Origin of the sequence: Streptomyces sp. NPDC096013 (assembly GCF_044763565.1) — a bacterium.
Taxonomy (GTDB): Bacteria; Actinomycetota; Actinomycetes; order Streptomycetales; family Streptomycetaceae; genus Streptomyces.
The window spans coordinates 320628-336052 of sequence record NZ_JBIWGK010000004.1 but is presented as its reverse complement, the minus strand read 5'-3'; the positions used below and the strand labels follow the sequence as shown (position 1 = coordinate 336052).

The window sequence follows — 15425 nt, the reverse complement described above, 5'->3', positions numbered from 1 at the left end:
CCAGGCGTGCGGGGTGTTCCGGTCTCCCAGCTCAGCTCAGCGGGTCGAGGGTCAGGTAGGCCTGCTGCGGGTTCCCGTCGTTCACCAGGGACTCCTGGGCGCCGACGTCGTCGAACGCGAACGCGTACGCCTTGCCGTCGGCCATCTGCGCGTGGATCTTGCGCGCGTACTGGTTGGTCACCGCGTCCTGGTAGAAGCTGGCCGTCGAGGTGTCCGGCTGGTTGGGGTTGACCAGCAGTGTGGACCGGTTGAAGCCCGCGCACAGCGTGCGCGAAATCGGGCCGCGCACAAGGTCGTTGGGGGCGTCGAGGTACTTGTAGCAGCCGAAGATGCTGGCCGCGTCCGGCTTCTGGAAGGTGGTGACCACCGCGCCGGAGGCGTTGGTGAAGTTCATGACGTTGCCCGACACCCGGCCGTAGTACTTGGTGTTGGGCTGGTCGGCGAACGGCGTCACGGTCAGGGTCGACGACGCGTACTTCGACCAGACGCGGTTGACGTAGTCGTCCATCACCGTGCTCGGCAGGGCGCCGGTCTCCACCCCGTACCCCGGTGAGAGCGCTCGCAGAACCGTTCCGTCGGACCGGGTCTGGATCAGGTTGGCCCAGCCGCCCGGCTGTCCGCGCAGCGCGTTGAAGAACCCTGTGTAGCCGCCCGACTTGAGGTGCCCGGTGCTGGCGGTGCTCCCGTCGGACCGCTGCACCCCGACCGCGTACGGCACGGAGAACATGTCCACCTGGGTGCTGTTGATCCACAGGCCGGAGTCGTTCAGCGTGTACTCGGACCAGTTGAAGAGGATGGTGCGGTTCGGGTCGGTGGGGTTCTGCACGGCCGGCTGCACCAGACCGCCGGTGGTCAGCTTGAACACCAGCTTCTGGCCGTACGAGAAGTAGATGCGGCCCGAGAGCTTGGGAATCCGGATGGTGCTGGTCCCACCGGCCGCCGGGCCGGGGATCGACGCGTCCGGCGCCGGGGTGGGCGGGTTGCCACCCGCCGGCCAGGCGTGGAAGGTGCCGTTCGCGTCGGCCCAACCCTGTTGGCCGGTGGCCAGGTTGGTGCCCAGGTCGTAGATGTAGACCGCGTCGCCGCGGCCCGAGTTGTTGGTGATCTTCAGCGGGATCGTGGCGGGCACCGCGGCGTCCGCCGTCAACGGCGTGGCCAGCGCGATCATCGTGGCCACCGCGGTCGCGGCACCCAGTCGACGCATGAGTCGGGCGAGCACTACTCACCTCCGTGTGGGGGGTGTACGGAATTGGTCCGTACCTGTGTGAGAGCGCTCTCAGCGTCGCGCCGAGGCGCGGTCATGTCAATGAGGTGAACGAAAGGTGCCCACGGCAACTCGCGCCGTGGGCAGCTGGGTTGAATCAGTGAAGGCGGTCCGTCGATCAGAAGGTGCGGTCCAGCAGGTCGAGCAGCGCGACCCAGTGCCTCTCGTCGGCCTCCGCGTCGTACGACGAGGTGTCGGCCTGCGTGTAGCCGTGCTGCGCGCCCGGGTAGACCTCGCAGCGATGCCGGACACCGGCCGCGGTCAGCGCCTCCTCGAACCGCTTGATCTGCTCCTCGGGCAGCGAGGGGTCCTGGTCGGCGTGGCCGAAGTACACCTCGGCGGTGATGTGTTCGGCGGCCAGGTGCGGGCTGGTCGGGTCGTCGGTGGCCAGACGTCCGCCGTGGAAACCGGCGGCGGCCGCGACCCGGTCCGGGTAGGCACCCGCGGTGTACAGCGCCAGCCGGGCGCCCAGGCAGTACCCGGTGATCGCGACCGGCCCGTCCGCGACCAGCGGCGACTCGGCGAGCCAGCGCAGATAGGCGCCGGCGTCGCGCTCGACGAGGTCGGGCGTCAGGCCCATGAGCAGCGGGCCGACCTTCTCGAAGATCTCCGGGCGCTCGTGCGGGTCGATGAACTCGGGCAGTTCGACCACCGGCGCGCGGCCGTTCCGGTAGAACACGTTCGGTACGAGGACCGTGTAGCCGGCCTCGGCCAGTCGGTCGGCCATCGACTTCAGGTGGGGGCGGAGTCCGAAGGCGTCCTGGTAGAGCAGCACGGCCGGACGGGGACGCTCGTCGCCGGGGTGAACCAGATAGGCGTCGGCGGTGCCGTCCTCGGTGGGGATGTCCACGGCTGTGCCCTGTACGGCGGTCATGGCGGGGGTGCCTCCCTGCGAATGGTCGCCGGGCCACCTGCCGACCCGGCGCGGCGTGTCGCGATCATCGTGGCACGCCTGCCTACGGCCCCTCCGCCGGGGTCGCGCAGCGGAAGCGGGGTCACTCGAAGCGGGAGACGTCGCCCGCGCCCTTGCGGACGATCTCGGCCTCGCCGTTCGAGAAGTCGATGACGGTCGTCGGTTCCGTGCCGCACTCCCCGGAGTCGACCACCGCGTCCACCACGTGGTCGAGCCGGTCCTTGATCTCCCAGCCCTGGGTCATCGGCTCCTCCTCGTCGGGCAGCAGGAGGGTGCTGGACAGCAGCGGCTCGCCCAGCTCGGCCAGCAGGGCCTGGGTGACGACATGGTCGGGGATGCGGACGCCCACGGTTTTCTTCTTGGCGTTCAGCAGCTGGCGCGGCACCTCCTTCGTCGCCGGGAGGATGAACGTGTAACTGCCGGGCGTGGAGGCCTTGATGGCGCGGAACACGTCGTTGTCGATGTGCACGAACTGGCCCAGCTGGGCGAAGTTCTGGCACACCAGCGTGAAGTGGTGCCGGTCGTTCAGGTGCCGGATCGTCTTGATCCGCTCCATGCCGTCACGGTTGCCCAGCTGACAGCCCAGCGCGTAGCAGGAGTCGGTCGGGTACGCGATCAGCGCTCCCGAGCGGACACTGTCCGCGACCTGGGAGATGGTGCGGGGCTGCGGATTGTCCGGGTGCACGTCGAAGTACTTGGCCACCCGCCGAGCTTATGCCGTGCCCGCGCGGGTCGCCGCGCGGGCCCACCGCCGGGCGATGTGTAGCCCGGGAAAACCGGGGAATCCGACGAGTGCGCCCGGGTCTCTCCCCCCGAAACCCGGGCAGGACGGTTCCGCCCGCGGCCCACCCCCCCGAGGCCGCGGCGGACCGGTCCCATCGCACGGAGCGGGTTCAGCCGCGCGGCCGTACGGGTATCTCCTGCCACCCGAAGGCGATGAACGACGGCACCTGGCGCAGCGCGTCCGCGCCGACGGCGAGCCGGGCGTCCGGGAAACGGTCGAAGAAGGCGGGCAGCGCGGTCAGGGCCTCCACCCGGGCGAGCGGCGCGCCGATGCAGCGGTGCACACCGATCCCGAAGGACAGGTGGTCGTCGGCGCCCCGGGCCGCGTCGAAGACGTCCGCGTCCTGGCCGTAGTGCGCGGGGTCGAGCCCCGCCGCCGCGAACGTGGTGATGATGGCGTCCCCGGCCGGGATGGTGACGCCGCCCACGGTCACGTCGGTGACCGCGAAGCGCAGCGGCAGCGAGGCGATCGACGGATGGACGCGCAGCGTCTCGTCGACGACCGCGTCCCAGCCGATCTTCCCGGCCCGTACGGCCTCCAGCTGCTCGGGGCGTCTGAGCAGCGCGACGATCGCGTTGCCCATGAGGTTGACCGTCGTCTCGAAGCCCGCGCCGATCACCAGCAGCAGGGTGTACAGCAGTTCCTCGTCGCTGAGCCGGTCGCCGTCCTCGTCGCGCACCCGGATCAGCTCGGTGGTGAGGTCGTCGCCCGGGTGCTCGCTGCGGTACGCGATCAGTGCGGGCAGTACGGTGCCGATCTGCCGCTGCACGGACGCCGCGTGCTCCGGGGACGGGTCGGAGGTGTCCATGATGGCCGCGATCAGCCGCCCGGTGTCGTCCACCAACGCGTCGGGCACGCCGAACAGTTCACAGATGATCCGCATCGGCAGGGGATGCGCGAGCGCCGCCCTGACGTCGATCACCTCGGCGTCGTCGGCCGCCACCGCGTCGAGCAGTTCGGCGGTGATGGCCTCCACCCGGGCACGCATCGCCTCGGTGCGCCGGTGGGTGAAGCTCGGCGCGACGAGCTTGCGCAGCCGGGCGTGGTCGGCGCCGTAGGTGGAGAGCATGTTGATGACGCCGACCCAGCCCAACACCCAGCCCCAGGAAGGGTGTTCGCCGATCTCGGGCCACAGGTTCCAGTGCAGCCGGGGGTCCTTGCTGACCTGCGGGTCGAGGATCAGTTCCTTCAGGGTGTCGTAGCCCGTGGGAGCCCAGGCCGGGATGCCGCCGGGGAGTTCGACGGGCACGATCGGGCCGAGGGCGCGCAGCCTGGCGCTCTCGGCGGCCATGTCGGCGCCGAAGGGGTCGAGGACGATGCGGTCGGACACGGTCACGACAGGTCTCCTGGCTGGTCGGGCGAGCAGGGGCTGAACCGCACGGGCAGCGACGTGAGCGAGCGGTGGAAGGGACCCGGCCGCCACGTCAACTCCTCCCGCGTCACGACGGGTTCGAGGTCCGGCAGCCACAGGGTGAGCCGCTCGATCGCCTCCGTCGCGATGAGCAGCGTGTGCTGCTTGACCGGGCAGGCGTGCGGTCCCGCCGACCACGACAGATGCGAGGCGTCCTTGGGATGCCGGCCGTCGACGGCCTCCTGCTCGGCGAAGTGCGCGAGCGCGCCGTACGAGACGACTACCGGGACGGCCGGCCTGATCCATGTGCCGTGGAACGTCACGGGTGAACGGGCGTAGTGGATGCCGTAGTTGGCGAGAGGTGTCTCGTGGTGCAGCACCTCCACCACGGCGTCCATGACCGGCCGGGCGCCGCTGGTCAGGGTGGAGTAGTAGACCGAGGTGCCGAGGATGCGGGACAGCGCGTTGGACACCAGGTTCGCGGTCGGCTCGTGGCCCGCGCCCAGAGTGAGGAACACCTGCCAGGCGACCTCCTCGGGGCTCAGCCCGGCCGGATGGTCCAGCAGCCAGCTCGGCAGGTCGTCGCCGCGCGACTCGGCCTTCGCGGCGATGAGTTCGAGGACGTAGCCACCGAACTCGGCCTCGCCCTCAGCCGCTTGGGGACCGCCCTCCATCATCAGGCCCAGCGCCCGGTCCAGCCGGTCGCTCTGGCTGTCGGGCAGCCCGAACAGGCTGTTGAAGACCAGCGCCATCAGCGGCCGGGCGAACTCGCCCACCAGATCGGCCTGTCCGCGCGGGCCGATCCGGCTCACCAGCACATGCACCGCCCGGTGTACCCGTGCGCGCAGGTCGTGCGGCTCGATCCGCTCGAAGGCGTCGATCAGCGCGGCACGGTAGCGGACGTGCGCCGCGCCGTCCGCGAACAGGGAGTTGGGCCGCCAGCGCATCATCCCGAGGACCGGCGAGTCCTCCGCGACCGTCGTCTCCCAGGGCCGGGGATCGTGCGAGAACGTGTCGGTGTCCCGCAGCAGCTCCAGCGCGGCCCGCCGCTCGGTGACGACGTACGCCGGTACGCCCGGGGCGAGTTCGGCCCAGCCGACCGGACCCTGCGCGCGCAGGGCGGCGTAGTGGCCGTAGGGGTCGCGCGCGAAGGCGTCCTCCCACAGGCGGACGGGCTGGACGGGTGAAGAGGTGGTCGTCACCGGTGCTCCGGAGGGTCGCGGTCGATCAGATGCTGGACCAGCGCGAGCAGCGCGTCGACGGACGAGTCCGCGTTCCGGGCGTCGCACGTCACCAGCGGGGTCGTGGGTTCCAGGTCCAGGGCGGCCCGCAGTTGCTCCTCGGTGAAGTGCCGGGGGGCGTCCGGGAAGGTGTTGAAGGCGACCGCGTACGGCAGTCCGCTCTCCTCCACCATGCCGAGCACGTCGAAGGAGGCGTCGATCCGGCGGCTGTCGACCAGGACCAGCGCCCCGAGCGCGCCGTACGCGATGTCCTCCCACAGGGCCCGGAACCGCTCCTGGCCGGGGGTGCCGAACAGATACAGCACGATCCCGCCCGGCAGGCTGATGCGCCCGAAGTCGATGGCGACGGTCGTCGTCGCCTTCTCCCGCACCCCGTCGAGATCGTCCACCTGCGCGGAGGCCTCGCTGAGCCGCTCCTCGGTGTGCAGCGGGCGGATCTCGGACACCGAGTCGATCAGGGTCGTCTTGCCCACCCCGAAGGGTCCCGCGACGAGGATCTTCACCAACTCGCGGGCGGTGTCGGGCAGATGGATGCCGCTAGGTGTGCTTGAGGGCGCGTAGGCCATCGGCCACTCTCTTCAGCAGGTCGGGGTCGAAGCGTTCGGCGGGCGGGATCGGGGCACGGGCGAGGGCCAGACCGCGGTCGAGGAGACCGGCGGCCAGCACGCGGACCGCGGAGACCGGCAGTTCCAGCAGGGCCGCCGCCTCCAGCACCGTCAGGGAACCGCCGAACAGGGCGTCCAGCAGGGCGAGTTGCGCGGCGGGCAGCTCGGCGGGGGCGGGCCGGCCGCTGCCGCTGAGCACCGTGAGCCGTTCCAGATGCGGGCAGCTGGGCCGGGCCACCCCGCCGGTCGACAGATACGCGGGAACGAGAGGACGGCCGCCGCGGCGGCCCGTCATGCCGACGCGCCGCCGTCAACTCCCCGCGCAGCGGCGGCCATCGCCTTCTCGCCCAGCCGCGCCACCTGCGAGTGCACCCGGTGCGCCAGCAGATCCAGCCGCACCTCGGTGTCGCCGTAGGCCGCCACACACGTCCCGTGATCCGTGGGGACGATGAGCACGTACCCGAGGTCCGACTCGATGACCACCTGCCGGATCTCGGCCCCTTCCCGGTCGGCGAAGGCCGCCGCGGCGGTACGGCACGCCCCCTGCACCGTGCTGGTGATCGCGGCCACCCGCTCGCCCGAGTCCTGCGACAGCGCGTCGGTGTACCCCCGGACCAGCCCGTCCCGGGTCAACAGCACCGCCGCCACCACGTGCGGCACCTCCAGGATCGGGTCCAGCACCCATGCCGTGTCGACCCCGTCGCGGCTGGTCATCTGGCCGCTCCCCCTTCGTAGTCGGTCTCATGTCGGTCGTGCGCCGCGGAATCATCGGCCGCGGAGGCTCCGGCGTCCTCGCTCGCGGCGCGCGCGGCGGCGGTGCCGGACTGCAACGCGCCGAGCGCGGCGGCGGCCTGCTCCGGGCGGCGCTCCGGCTGAGGCGCCTCGGGCGCGGGCCGCGTTACCGGCGCGCCGGCCGGGGTACGGCGACGGCGTCGGGGCAGGCCCCCGGCGTCGGGCACGGCCTGATGCCCGGACGCGTCCGCCACGGTCGGCCCGTCGCGCTCGGAGCCGTAGGAATGCGTCGGCGCGGGCGTGCGGGTCGGTTCCGGAGCCCGGCGGGTCGAGCGCGGGGCCCCGGCCGCGGGGGGCCGCTGTTCGGGGTCGATACGGCTGAGGAGGTGGCTGTCGATGCGCAGGACCGCGCGGACGCCGCCGTAGGGGGAGGGCGAGGACACGTCGACGCCCAGGTCGAACTGCCGGGTCAGCCGGCCGATCGCGGCGAACCCCATACGGGGCGGGTCGCCCAGGTCGGTGAGGAGGATCGGGTCGGAACCGGCCACCATCCGGCGGGCGTGGTCGCGTTCGTCCTGGGTCATGCCGAGCCCGGCGTCGTCGACGGTGACGCACGCGCCGTGGTGGACGTGCTCCAGGTTGACCACGACGTCGGTGTCCGGGGCGGAGTGCCGCAGCGCGTTGTCGAGGAGTTCGGCGACGATGACGGCGACCGGTTCGACGGCGTGCGAGACGAGCGCCGTACCGGCTTCGAGGTGGTTGTTCACCCGCACCCGGTGGTATCCGGCGAGCCGGGCCTGGCCGCCGGTCACCGCCTCGACGAGGTGCGACTCCTCGCGGGCGAGCCCGACCCAGGCCCCGCAGACGACGGCGGCGACCTGCGCGCGGCGCAGCGACTGCTCGTTCTCGTGGTCGAGCATGAACAGGGTCTGCGCCAACTCCGGCTCGTCGTACCGCTGTTGGAGCGAGCGCAGGGCGTCCTGCAAGCGGTACAGCGCGGCCTGGATCTCCCGGGTGGCCCCGCGCATCCCGGCCTGCGCGGCGGCGTCGACGCGGGTGCGTTGCGCGGCGAGTTCCGAACGCACCGAGGTCAGCACGCTTTCGAGGGCGATCCCGATGGGCGAACCGATGAACTGCGGCTGCGCGGGCCCCGGTACGGCGACCCGAGGATGGGTGAGCTGCCGGGCGGCGGCCGGTATCCGCGTGCCCGCGAGATGCTCGACCTCGGCCGCCAACTCCGCCCGGACACCGTCGAGTCGGTTCCGCAGAGCGGTGATCTCCGCGCGCTGGAGGGCGCGTTGACGCCGTGAGCGCACCAGCCCGGCACCGAGCAGCGCCAGCGCGGACAGTGTGCCGGCGGCGAGAGAGCCGGCCACCAGGTCCGGTAATTCGATCATCGAATCGAGTCCAAGCGACGACGGGCAGGGCTGAGTTCGGGCCCCTCGGGCGGGGCGCCCGGAGCACAGTACACACCGTCATCGACCGCTCTCGCACGGTGTAACAGGAGTTCGCTCCGAAACCGGCCGGCCTCTGTTCGCTTCTGCGCCAAGTGTCGGAAATGGCGTGTGGGCAAAGGGAGTTGAGAGGCCGGCCGTCGGACGTCAGCCGTTCGGCAGGATCACCGCGCGCCCGTTGATCCTCCCGGCGTGCAGCCGCTCGTAGGCGAGCGGGGCCTCGTCGAGCGTGAACGTCTCGGTGTGCACCGACACCGCGCCCGAGCGGGCCAGTGCCAGGACCTCGGCGAGTTCACCGCGGCTGCCCCAGTAGGGGGCGTTGACCGACACCTCGAAGGGCAGGTGCCCGAAGCCCACGGGCAGGGAGCCGCCGCCGATGCCGACGATCGCCACCTCGCCCTCGACGGCCGCGACCGCGCCCGCCGTCCGGACGGCGGGGTCCGCGCTGACGAAGTCGAAGACGGCCTCGGCGCCGATCCCGCCGGTGAGGTCACGGACCGCCTGCGCGGCGTGCGCGTCGGACACCACCGTGTCGTGGGCCCCGACCTCGCGCGCCAGCCGCAGCTTGTCCTCGCTCACGTCCAGCGCGATCACCCGCGCCGAGGTCAGCGCGCGCAGCAACTGGATCGCCACATGGCCGAGTCCGCCGGTGCCGATGACGACGGCCGTCGAACCCGGCACGAGCTTGGGCAGCGCCCGCTTGATCGCGTGGTACGGCGTCAGCCCCGCGTCCGTCAGCGGGACCGCGGCGACCGGGTCCAGTCCGTCGAGCGGGACCAGATGCCGGGGGTCGTCCACGAGGAGGTACTCGGCCATCGCGCCGGGCGCGCCGAGCCCCGGCGGGTGAATGCCCAACTCGGCCGCCCGCAGGCAGTAGTTCTCCTTGCCCTCGGCACACTTGACGCAGGTGCCGCAGCCCCAGGGTCCGTACACCGCGACGGAGTCGCCCTCCCGGACACCGGTGACTCCGGCGCCGAGCGCGGTCACCGTGCCGACGCCCTCGTGGCCGAGGGTGAGCGGAAGGTCGTAGGGGAAGCCCTCCGCGGGCCAGCTCATCACGGCGATGTCGGAGTGGCAGACGCCGGCGGCGGTGACCTTCAACAGGATCTGGCCGGGGCCGGGTTCGGGGTCGGGGACGGTGACCACCTCGGGGGCGGCGCCGATCGTGCGGTACTGAAGTGCCTTCATGGTCGGATTCCTTCCCGGGCTCAGACGGCGGTGTAGGCGCCGTCGACCAGGTGGTAGCTGCCGTGCACGAAGGAGGCGCGGTCGGAGAGCAGGAAGACGATCAGCTCGGCGACCTCCTCGGAACGGCCGAGGCGGCCGGCCGGGTGCAGGGCGACGAGACCGTCGTAGGCGGCGCTGTCCATGCCCCGCAGGAGCGGGGTGTCGATGAAGCCGGGGCCGACCGCGTTGATCCGGATGTTCTTCGACGCGTACTCGGCGGCGGCGGTCTTCGTCAGGCCGACCACGCCGTGCTTGGCGGCGACGTACGCCGGGGAGCCCGCGAAGCCCGTCGAGCCGAGGATGGAGGCGACGTTGACGATCGCGCCGCCCCGGCCCGCGGCCTCGATGACCGGGAGTTCGTGGCGCAGCGAGTAGAAGACACCGTCGAGGTTGGTGCGCACGACCCGGTCGTAGGCCTCGATGTCGTACGCGCCGGTCGGGGCGCTCGGGCCGCCGATCCCGGCGTTGTTCACGGCCAGGTCCAGGCCGCCGAAGGTGTCGACGGCGAAGCGTACGGCGGCTTCGACGGACTCCGGGTCCGTCACGTCCAGCGCGACGGCGGCGGCCTTGACGCCCTCGGCGTTCAGCTCGGCGGCGGCCGTCTCGGCGCCCTCGATGTTGAAGTCGGCGATGACGACGTTCGCGCCGCCCGCGCCCAGTCGGCGGGCGGTGGCCAGGCCGATGCCGGAGGCGGCGCCGGTGACGAGGGCGGTCTTCCCGGCGAACTCGGTGGCGTAGTCGGTGACGCGGAGGGTGGCGGGGATGGTGCTCATGATGTGCTCACTCTTCGGTAGTGCTCCGGGACGCCGCGTCCGCGGCCTCCCCGATCAGGGCGTCGTAGGCCCGCTCCACCAGGGCGGCGAGGTCTGCGGCTCCCGAGTCGTGCTCGTCCGCGCGGCGTGCCCAGATGCGCAGGGCGGCCGTGAGGACTCCGGCGGCGGCGTCGACCACGACGGCCGGGCGGACATCCCGCACGTCGTCGGTGCCGAGCCGGTCGGCGAGGATGCGGATCGACTCCTCCTGGGCGTCGACCCGGATGCGCTCGTAGGCGGCGAACAGAGCGGGCTCCCGGTCCACCAGGGCCAGCAGCCGCCGCATCCGCGGGCGCAGGTGCCAGGCCGGGTTCTCCCGGTCGGCGAGCCAGTCGCGCACCGCCCTGCGGTAGGCCAGCAGCGGCGGCTCGGCGGCGGGGCGGGTCCGCAGCAGGGCGTTGATGCGGTCGCCGTCGCCCCGGACGAAGTCGAGCGCCGCGTCCTCCTTGCCGGTGAAGTGCCGGCTGAAGGTGCGCCGTGTGACGTCCGCGCGCTCGGCGATCGCCTCGACGGTGGTCGCGGCCAGACCGTGCTCCAGGATCAGGTCCACGGCGGCGGCCGCCAGCGCGTGCCGCGTCTGCCGCGCCTTGCGCTGCCGCCGGTCCACCGAGGCGGTGCCGACGGAATCCGCGAGAGCGCCGACGGTCTCGGCGAGGGGCTCCTTTGCCTTCATGTCTTCGACCGTACACCTCATGATGTCCCAATGGGACATGAGACCCGATGGGACTTGTGTCCCAGTGAGACATAAGCGTGAATCGATCGTCCTGGCAATCGATTCGGCGGTGATCCCTTGTTAGCTTGCTGCTTTCCGCCGTAGAGTCCGGATATTCCGTCGCCGACGCCATCGAGGTATCCCATGGACCGCACGCGCCTGAAGGACCTGCTCGCCCGGGAGAGTGCCGAGGCCGAGCGGCTCAACCCGCGCTCGAAGGCCGCCTACGCCCGTGCCGAGCACCTCTTCGGGCGAGTGCCGATGACCTGGATGAACAAGACCGCAGGCGCCTTCCCCCGCTACCTCGACACCGCCCGGGGCGCCCGCGTCACCGACATCGACGGCCATGAGTACATGGACTTCAGCCTCGGCGACACCGGAGCGATGGCGGGCCACTCGCCCGCCGTCGTCGCGGAGGCCGTGCACCGCCGGTTCGCCGAGCAGGGCGGTGCCACGGCGATGCTGCCCACGGAGGACGCCGAGTGGGTCGGCGCCGAACTCACCCGCCGGTTCGGGCTCGCCCGCTGGAGCTTCGCGCTGACCGCCACGGACGCCAACCGTTGGGCGATCCGGCTGGCCCGGGCCGTCACCGAGCGCCCCAAGATCCTGGTGAACAGCTACAGCTACCACGGCAGCGTCGACGAGTCGCTCATCGTCGTCGGACCGGACGGCCAGGGCACCGCCCGCCCCGGCAACGTCGGCGCCCCCTGCGACGTCACGCTCACCAGCCGCGTCGCCGAGTTCAACGATCCGGCCCAGCTGGAAAAGGAGTTGGCGCACGGAGACGTCGCCGCCGTCCTCATGGAACCCGCGCTCACCAACATCGGCATCGTGCTGCCCGAGCCCGGCTACCTGGCCGCCGTACGCGAACTGACCCGGAAACACGGCACGTTGCTCATCAACGACGAGACCCACACCTTCTCCGCCGGCCCCGGCGGCTGCACCGCGGCCTGGGACCTCGAACCCGATCTGCTCACCATCGGCAAGGCGATCGGCGGCGGCATCCCGGCCGGTGCCTACGGCCTCTCCGCCGAACTCGCCGACCGGCTGCTCGGCCGCGCCGACCTGGACCTGGTCGACATGGGCGGGGTCGGCGGCACCCTCGCGGGCAACGCGCTGTCCGTCGCGGCGATGCGCGCCACGCTCGAACACGTCCTGACCGACGAGGCGTTCGCGCACATGGCGAAGCTGTCCGAGCGGTTTGCGGCCGGTGTCCAGGAGGGCATCGACGCCCTCGCGCTGCCCTGGACGGTGAGCCGCCTCGGGGCCCGCAGCGAGTACCGCTTCGTCTCCCCGGCCCCGCGCACCGGCACCGAGTCCGAGGCCGCGGGCGACCCGGAGCTGGAGGACTTCCTCCACCTCTACCTCGCCAACCGGGGCATCCTGCTCACCCCGTTCCACAGCATGGCGCTCATGTGCCCCGACACGACCGAGCGGGACGTCGACACCCACACCCGGGTCTTCGCCGACGCGCTCGCCGAACTGGCCGCCTGACACAGGGAGTTGGAGACACGCACGTGGACGACATCGACCGCGCCATCCTGCGCGAGCTACAGACCGACGGCCGTATCGCCTACGCCGACCTCGGACCCAAGGTCGGCCTGTCCGCGTCGGCCGCCCGTCAGCGGCTCCAACGCCTCCTGGATTCCCGGGCGGTTCAGGTCGTCGGGGTCACCGACCCGATGGCCATGGGCGGGCAGGCGATGGCCATGCTCGGCATCGAGGCGGACGGCGACCCGCGTGCCGTGGCGGACCAACTCGCCCTGCGCGACGAGGTGGTGTACTCGGTGCTCACCTCCGGCGGCTTCGATCTGTTCGCCGAGGTGGTCACCCCGGGGCCGCGGGACCTGCTCGACTTCGTCAACGACGTGGTGCGGCCCATCGAAGGGGTGCGGAGCGTGCGGTCGTTCCCGTACTTCGGCATCCACACCCACCGGTTCCTGTGGGACGTGGGCTGACCTCGGCCGCAGCCGCGGCAGGCCCGAGATGCCGGTGTGATCCCGCTGGCGTCTAATGGGGATGTCGGATGTGTCCCCCGGCGGAAAAGGCCGAGGCCATGGCGCCCACGGAATCCAGTGCAGGGGGCGGCGGAACCGCCGCGAAGGGCGTGCTGCGGCGGCTGGGGGAGTGGTGTGCCCGGCACTTCGTGATCGTCATCGTCGCCTGGCTCGTGGCGCTGGCCGCGCTCCAGGTCCTCAACAGGTCCTTCGGGGGCGACTATTCGGACGACTTCTCGCTGTCCGGTGTGCAGTCCCAGCACGGGTTGCAGGTCCTCAAGGAGCACGACCCGGCGGCCGGCGGCTACAGCAGCCAGATCGTCCTGCACGACAAGGACAAGCAGCTCACCTCGCTGAACTCGCAGATGTCCGAGACGGTCGGCGACCTCCAGAAGCTCCCGCACGTCCTGTCGGTGCAGAACCCGCTGCCGCAGCCCGGGACGCAGGCGCCGGCGTCCTCCGGCCCGAACGTCGGCCCGCTCTCCTCCGACGCGAAGACCGCGTACATCACCGTCCGTTTCGACGTCCAGCCGTCCACCCTCGGCGACGGCTACCTCCATGGCGTCGACACCTCCGTGAAGCCGCTGCGCGCGGCCGGTGCCCAGGTCGAGTACGGCGGACCGCTCGGCGAACTGGCCCGGCCCGCCGCCGACGACCGGATCAGCGAACTCATCGGGTTCGCCGTGGCGATCGTCGTCCTGCTCATCGGCTTCGGCAGTGTGATCGCCGCCGCGATGCCCCTGGTGACCGCGCTGATCAGCGTCATCGGAGGCATCGCCTGCCTCGGGCTGCTGGCGGCGGCCTTCACCTTCGCGACGGTGTCACCGACCCTCGCGACGATGATCGGCATCGGCGTCGGCATCGACTACGCGCTGTTCCTGATCACCCGTCACCGGCAGAACCTCATGAACGGCTCCGATCCCGTGCGCGCCGCGGGACAGGCCACGGCCACCAGCGGCCGGGCAGTGCTCGTCTCGGGCTGCACGGTGATCATCGCGCTCGCCGGACTCTTCGTGTCCGGGGTGCCCTTCATCGGCAAACTCGGGCTCGCGGCGGCCGTGACGGTGGTGTCGGCGGTCATCGGGGCGCTCACGCTCGTACCCGCGCTGCTCGGGCTCCTCGGCAGGCGGATCGACCGCTACCGGGTGCGCCGCCCGGTCGCCGAGACCGACGCCGAACCGGGCGCCGAACCCACGGGCACCTGGCACCGGTACGCGCAGCGCGTGGAACACCGGCCGTGGACGTTCCTCGCGGCGGGCGTCGCGGCCGTCGTGGTCCTCGCGATCCCGGTGTTCTCCCTCCAGCTCGGCCACATCGGCGACGGCGCCGACCCCACCTCGTTCACCGACCGCCGCGCCTTCGACCTGATGACCGACGCCTTCGGCCCCGGCTCCAACGGCCCGCTGACCATCGTCATCGACCAGACGGGCGTCCCGAGCTCCCAGCGCGCGGACCTCTCCAGCCAGGCCCAGAAGACCCTCGACGGCGTGCAGGGAGCCGCCAAGGTCACCCCGCTGACGACCACCAAGGACGGTGACGTCCTCGTCGGCACCGTCTACTCGAAGCAGTCCCCGCAGAGCGCGGACACCACCGACCTCACCAACCGCCTCGTCCACGACACCCTGCCCGACGCGGTCTCCGGCACCTCAGCCAAGGGCTACGTCACCGGCACCACCGCGGCCCAGGTCGACTTCCGCGACATCGTGTCGAGCCGGCTGCCCCTGATCATCGGCGTGGTGGTCGCGCTGGCCTTCCTGATCATCCTCGCTGTCTTCCGCGGCCTCCTCGTCGCCCTCAAGGCCGCCGTCCTCAACGTGCTCTCCATCGCCGCCTCCTACGGCGTCGTCGTCGCCGTCTTCCAGTGGGGCTGGGGCGGCCCCGCGCTGGGCGTCTCCGGCAAGGTCCCCATCGAGAGCTACGTCCCGATGATGATGTTCGCGATCATCTTCGGCCTGAGCATGGACTACGAGATCTTCCTGCTCTCCCGTGTCCACGAGGCCTGGCTGCGCACCGGCGACGCCGAGGCCTCGGTCGCCCACGCCCTGGAGATCACCGCCCGCGTCATCACCTGCGCCGCCCTGATCATGGTGAGCGTCTTCGCGGCCTTCGTCGTCAGCGACAACATCGTGGTCAAGATGCTCGGCCTCGGCCTGGCCGTCAGCGTTCTCATCGACGCGACCGTCGTACGGCTGCTCATGGTCCCGGCGGTGATGACCCTGCTCGGGCGGCACGCCTGGTGGACACCGCGGTTCCTGGACCGGATCCTGCCCCACATCGACGCCGAGGGAGACCACGAGCAGCAGCCGTGAGCCCCAACTCCCTTACCGCGCCCT

The 15425-nt window shown here is 71.6% G+C and carries 15 protein-coding genes; 3 read left to right on the top strand and 12 right to left on the bottom strand.

Translation table 11 applies throughout. From position 1 onward, the window contains the following. Nucleotides 1–31 precede the first annotated feature (31 nt). The 12 genes from ACIRB1_RS16235 to ACIRB1_RS16180 all read right to left on the bottom strand — a co-directional run bounded on the left by ACIRB1_RS16235 (nt 32) and on the right by ACIRB1_RS16180 (nt 11056). Nucleotides 32–1204, bottom strand: a complete 1173-nt coding sequence (locus ACIRB1_RS16235) for a glycoside hydrolase family 64 protein (RefSeq protein WP_403465986.1) — start codon at nt 1202–1204, stop codon at nt 32–34. A 178-nt stretch (nt 1205–1382) separates the two neighbouring features. Beyond that, nucleotides 1383–2138 (bottom strand): dienelactone hydrolase family protein, encoded by a 756-nt coding sequence (locus ACIRB1_RS16230; protein WP_352181485.1) that lies wholly within the window; start codon nt 2136–2138, stop codon nt 1383–1385. A 121-nt stretch (nt 2139–2259) separates the two neighbouring features. Then, entirely contained in the window at nt 2260–2880 is a 621-nt protein-coding gene (locus tag ACIRB1_RS16225) for an L-threonylcarbamoyladenylate synthase (protein ID WP_352181486.1), read from the bottom strand. Between the two features lie 190 nt (nt 2881–3070). After that, nucleotides 3071–4297, bottom strand: a complete 1227-nt coding sequence (locus ACIRB1_RS16220; protein WP_403465985.1) for a cytochrome P450 — start codon at nt 4295–4297, stop codon at nt 3071–3073. Then, complete coding sequence (locus ACIRB1_RS16215) at nt 4294–5514, bottom strand: cytochrome P450 (RefSeq protein WP_403465984.1); 1221 nt, start codon at nt 5512–5514, stop codon at nt 4294–4296. Before ACIRB1_RS16215 ends, ACIRB1_RS16220 begins: the two co-directional genes overlap by 4 nt. Next, nucleotides 5511–6119: a GTP-binding protein gene (locus ACIRB1_RS16210; RefSeq protein ID WP_403465983.1), complete on the bottom strand. Its 609-nt coding sequence runs from the start codon at nt 6117–6119 to the stop codon at nt 5511–5513. The genes ACIRB1_RS16215 and ACIRB1_RS16210 overlap by 4 nt, the downstream gene beginning before the upstream one ends. Next, nucleotides 6091–6453 carry a DUF742 domain-containing protein gene (locus ACIRB1_RS16205; protein ID WP_403465982.1) on the bottom strand — a complete coding sequence of 121 codons (363 nt, stop codon included), beginning with the start codon at nt 6451–6453 and terminating at the stop codon, nt 6091–6093. Before ACIRB1_RS16205 ends, ACIRB1_RS16210 begins: the two co-directional genes overlap by 29 nt. Next, nucleotides 6450–6872, bottom strand: a complete 423-nt coding sequence (locus tag ACIRB1_RS16200; protein ID WP_352181489.1) for a roadblock/LC7 domain-containing protein — start codon at nt 6870–6872, stop codon at nt 6450–6452. Before ACIRB1_RS16200 ends, ACIRB1_RS16205 begins: the two co-directional genes overlap by 4 nt. Continuing rightward, on the bottom strand, nt 6869–8287 hold the full coding sequence (locus ACIRB1_RS16195; RefSeq protein WP_403465981.1) for an ATP-binding protein: 1419 nt from the start codon (nt 8285–8287) through the stop codon (nt 6869–6871). Before ACIRB1_RS16195 ends, ACIRB1_RS16200 begins: the two co-directional genes overlap by 4 nt. Nucleotides 8288–8491: 204 nt before the next feature. Then, nucleotides 8492–9532, bottom strand: coding sequence for an NAD(P)-dependent alcohol dehydrogenase (locus ACIRB1_RS16190; RefSeq protein WP_403465980.1), 1041 nt, complete (start codon nt 9530–9532; stop codon nt 8492–8494). 20 nt (nt 9533–9552) lie between these two features. After that, nucleotides 9553–10344 carry an SDR family NAD(P)-dependent oxidoreductase gene (locus ACIRB1_RS16185; protein ID WP_403465979.1) on the bottom strand — a complete coding sequence of 264 codons (792 nt, stop codon included), beginning with the start codon at nt 10342–10344 and terminating at the stop codon, nt 9553–9555. Between the two features lie 7 nt (nt 10345–10351). Next, a complete protein-coding gene (locus tag ACIRB1_RS16180; protein WP_403465978.1) occupies nt 10352–11056 on the bottom strand; it encodes a TetR/AcrR family transcriptional regulator in 705 nt (234 codons plus the stop codon). A 183-nt stretch (nt 11057–11239) separates the two neighbouring features. Between ACIRB1_RS16180 and ACIRB1_RS16175 the strand changes: the two genes are divergently transcribed. From ACIRB1_RS16175 to ACIRB1_RS16165, 3 genes are all read left to right on the top strand, one after another. Then, nucleotides 11240–12589, top strand: coding sequence for a transaminase (locus ACIRB1_RS16175; RefSeq protein WP_403465977.1), 1350 nt, complete (start codon nt 11240–11242; stop codon nt 12587–12589). 23 nt (nt 12590–12612) lie between these two features. Then, entirely contained in the window at nt 12613–13053 is a 441-nt protein-coding gene (locus ACIRB1_RS16170; RefSeq protein ID WP_352181495.1) for an Lrp/AsnC family transcriptional regulator, read from the top strand. Between the two features lie 98 nt (nt 13054–13151). Next, complete coding sequence (locus tag ACIRB1_RS16165; RefSeq protein WP_352181496.1) at nt 13152–15401, top strand: MMPL family transporter; 2250 nt, start codon at nt 13152–13154, stop codon at nt 15399–15401. Nucleotides 15402–15425: the final 24 nt, after the last annotated feature.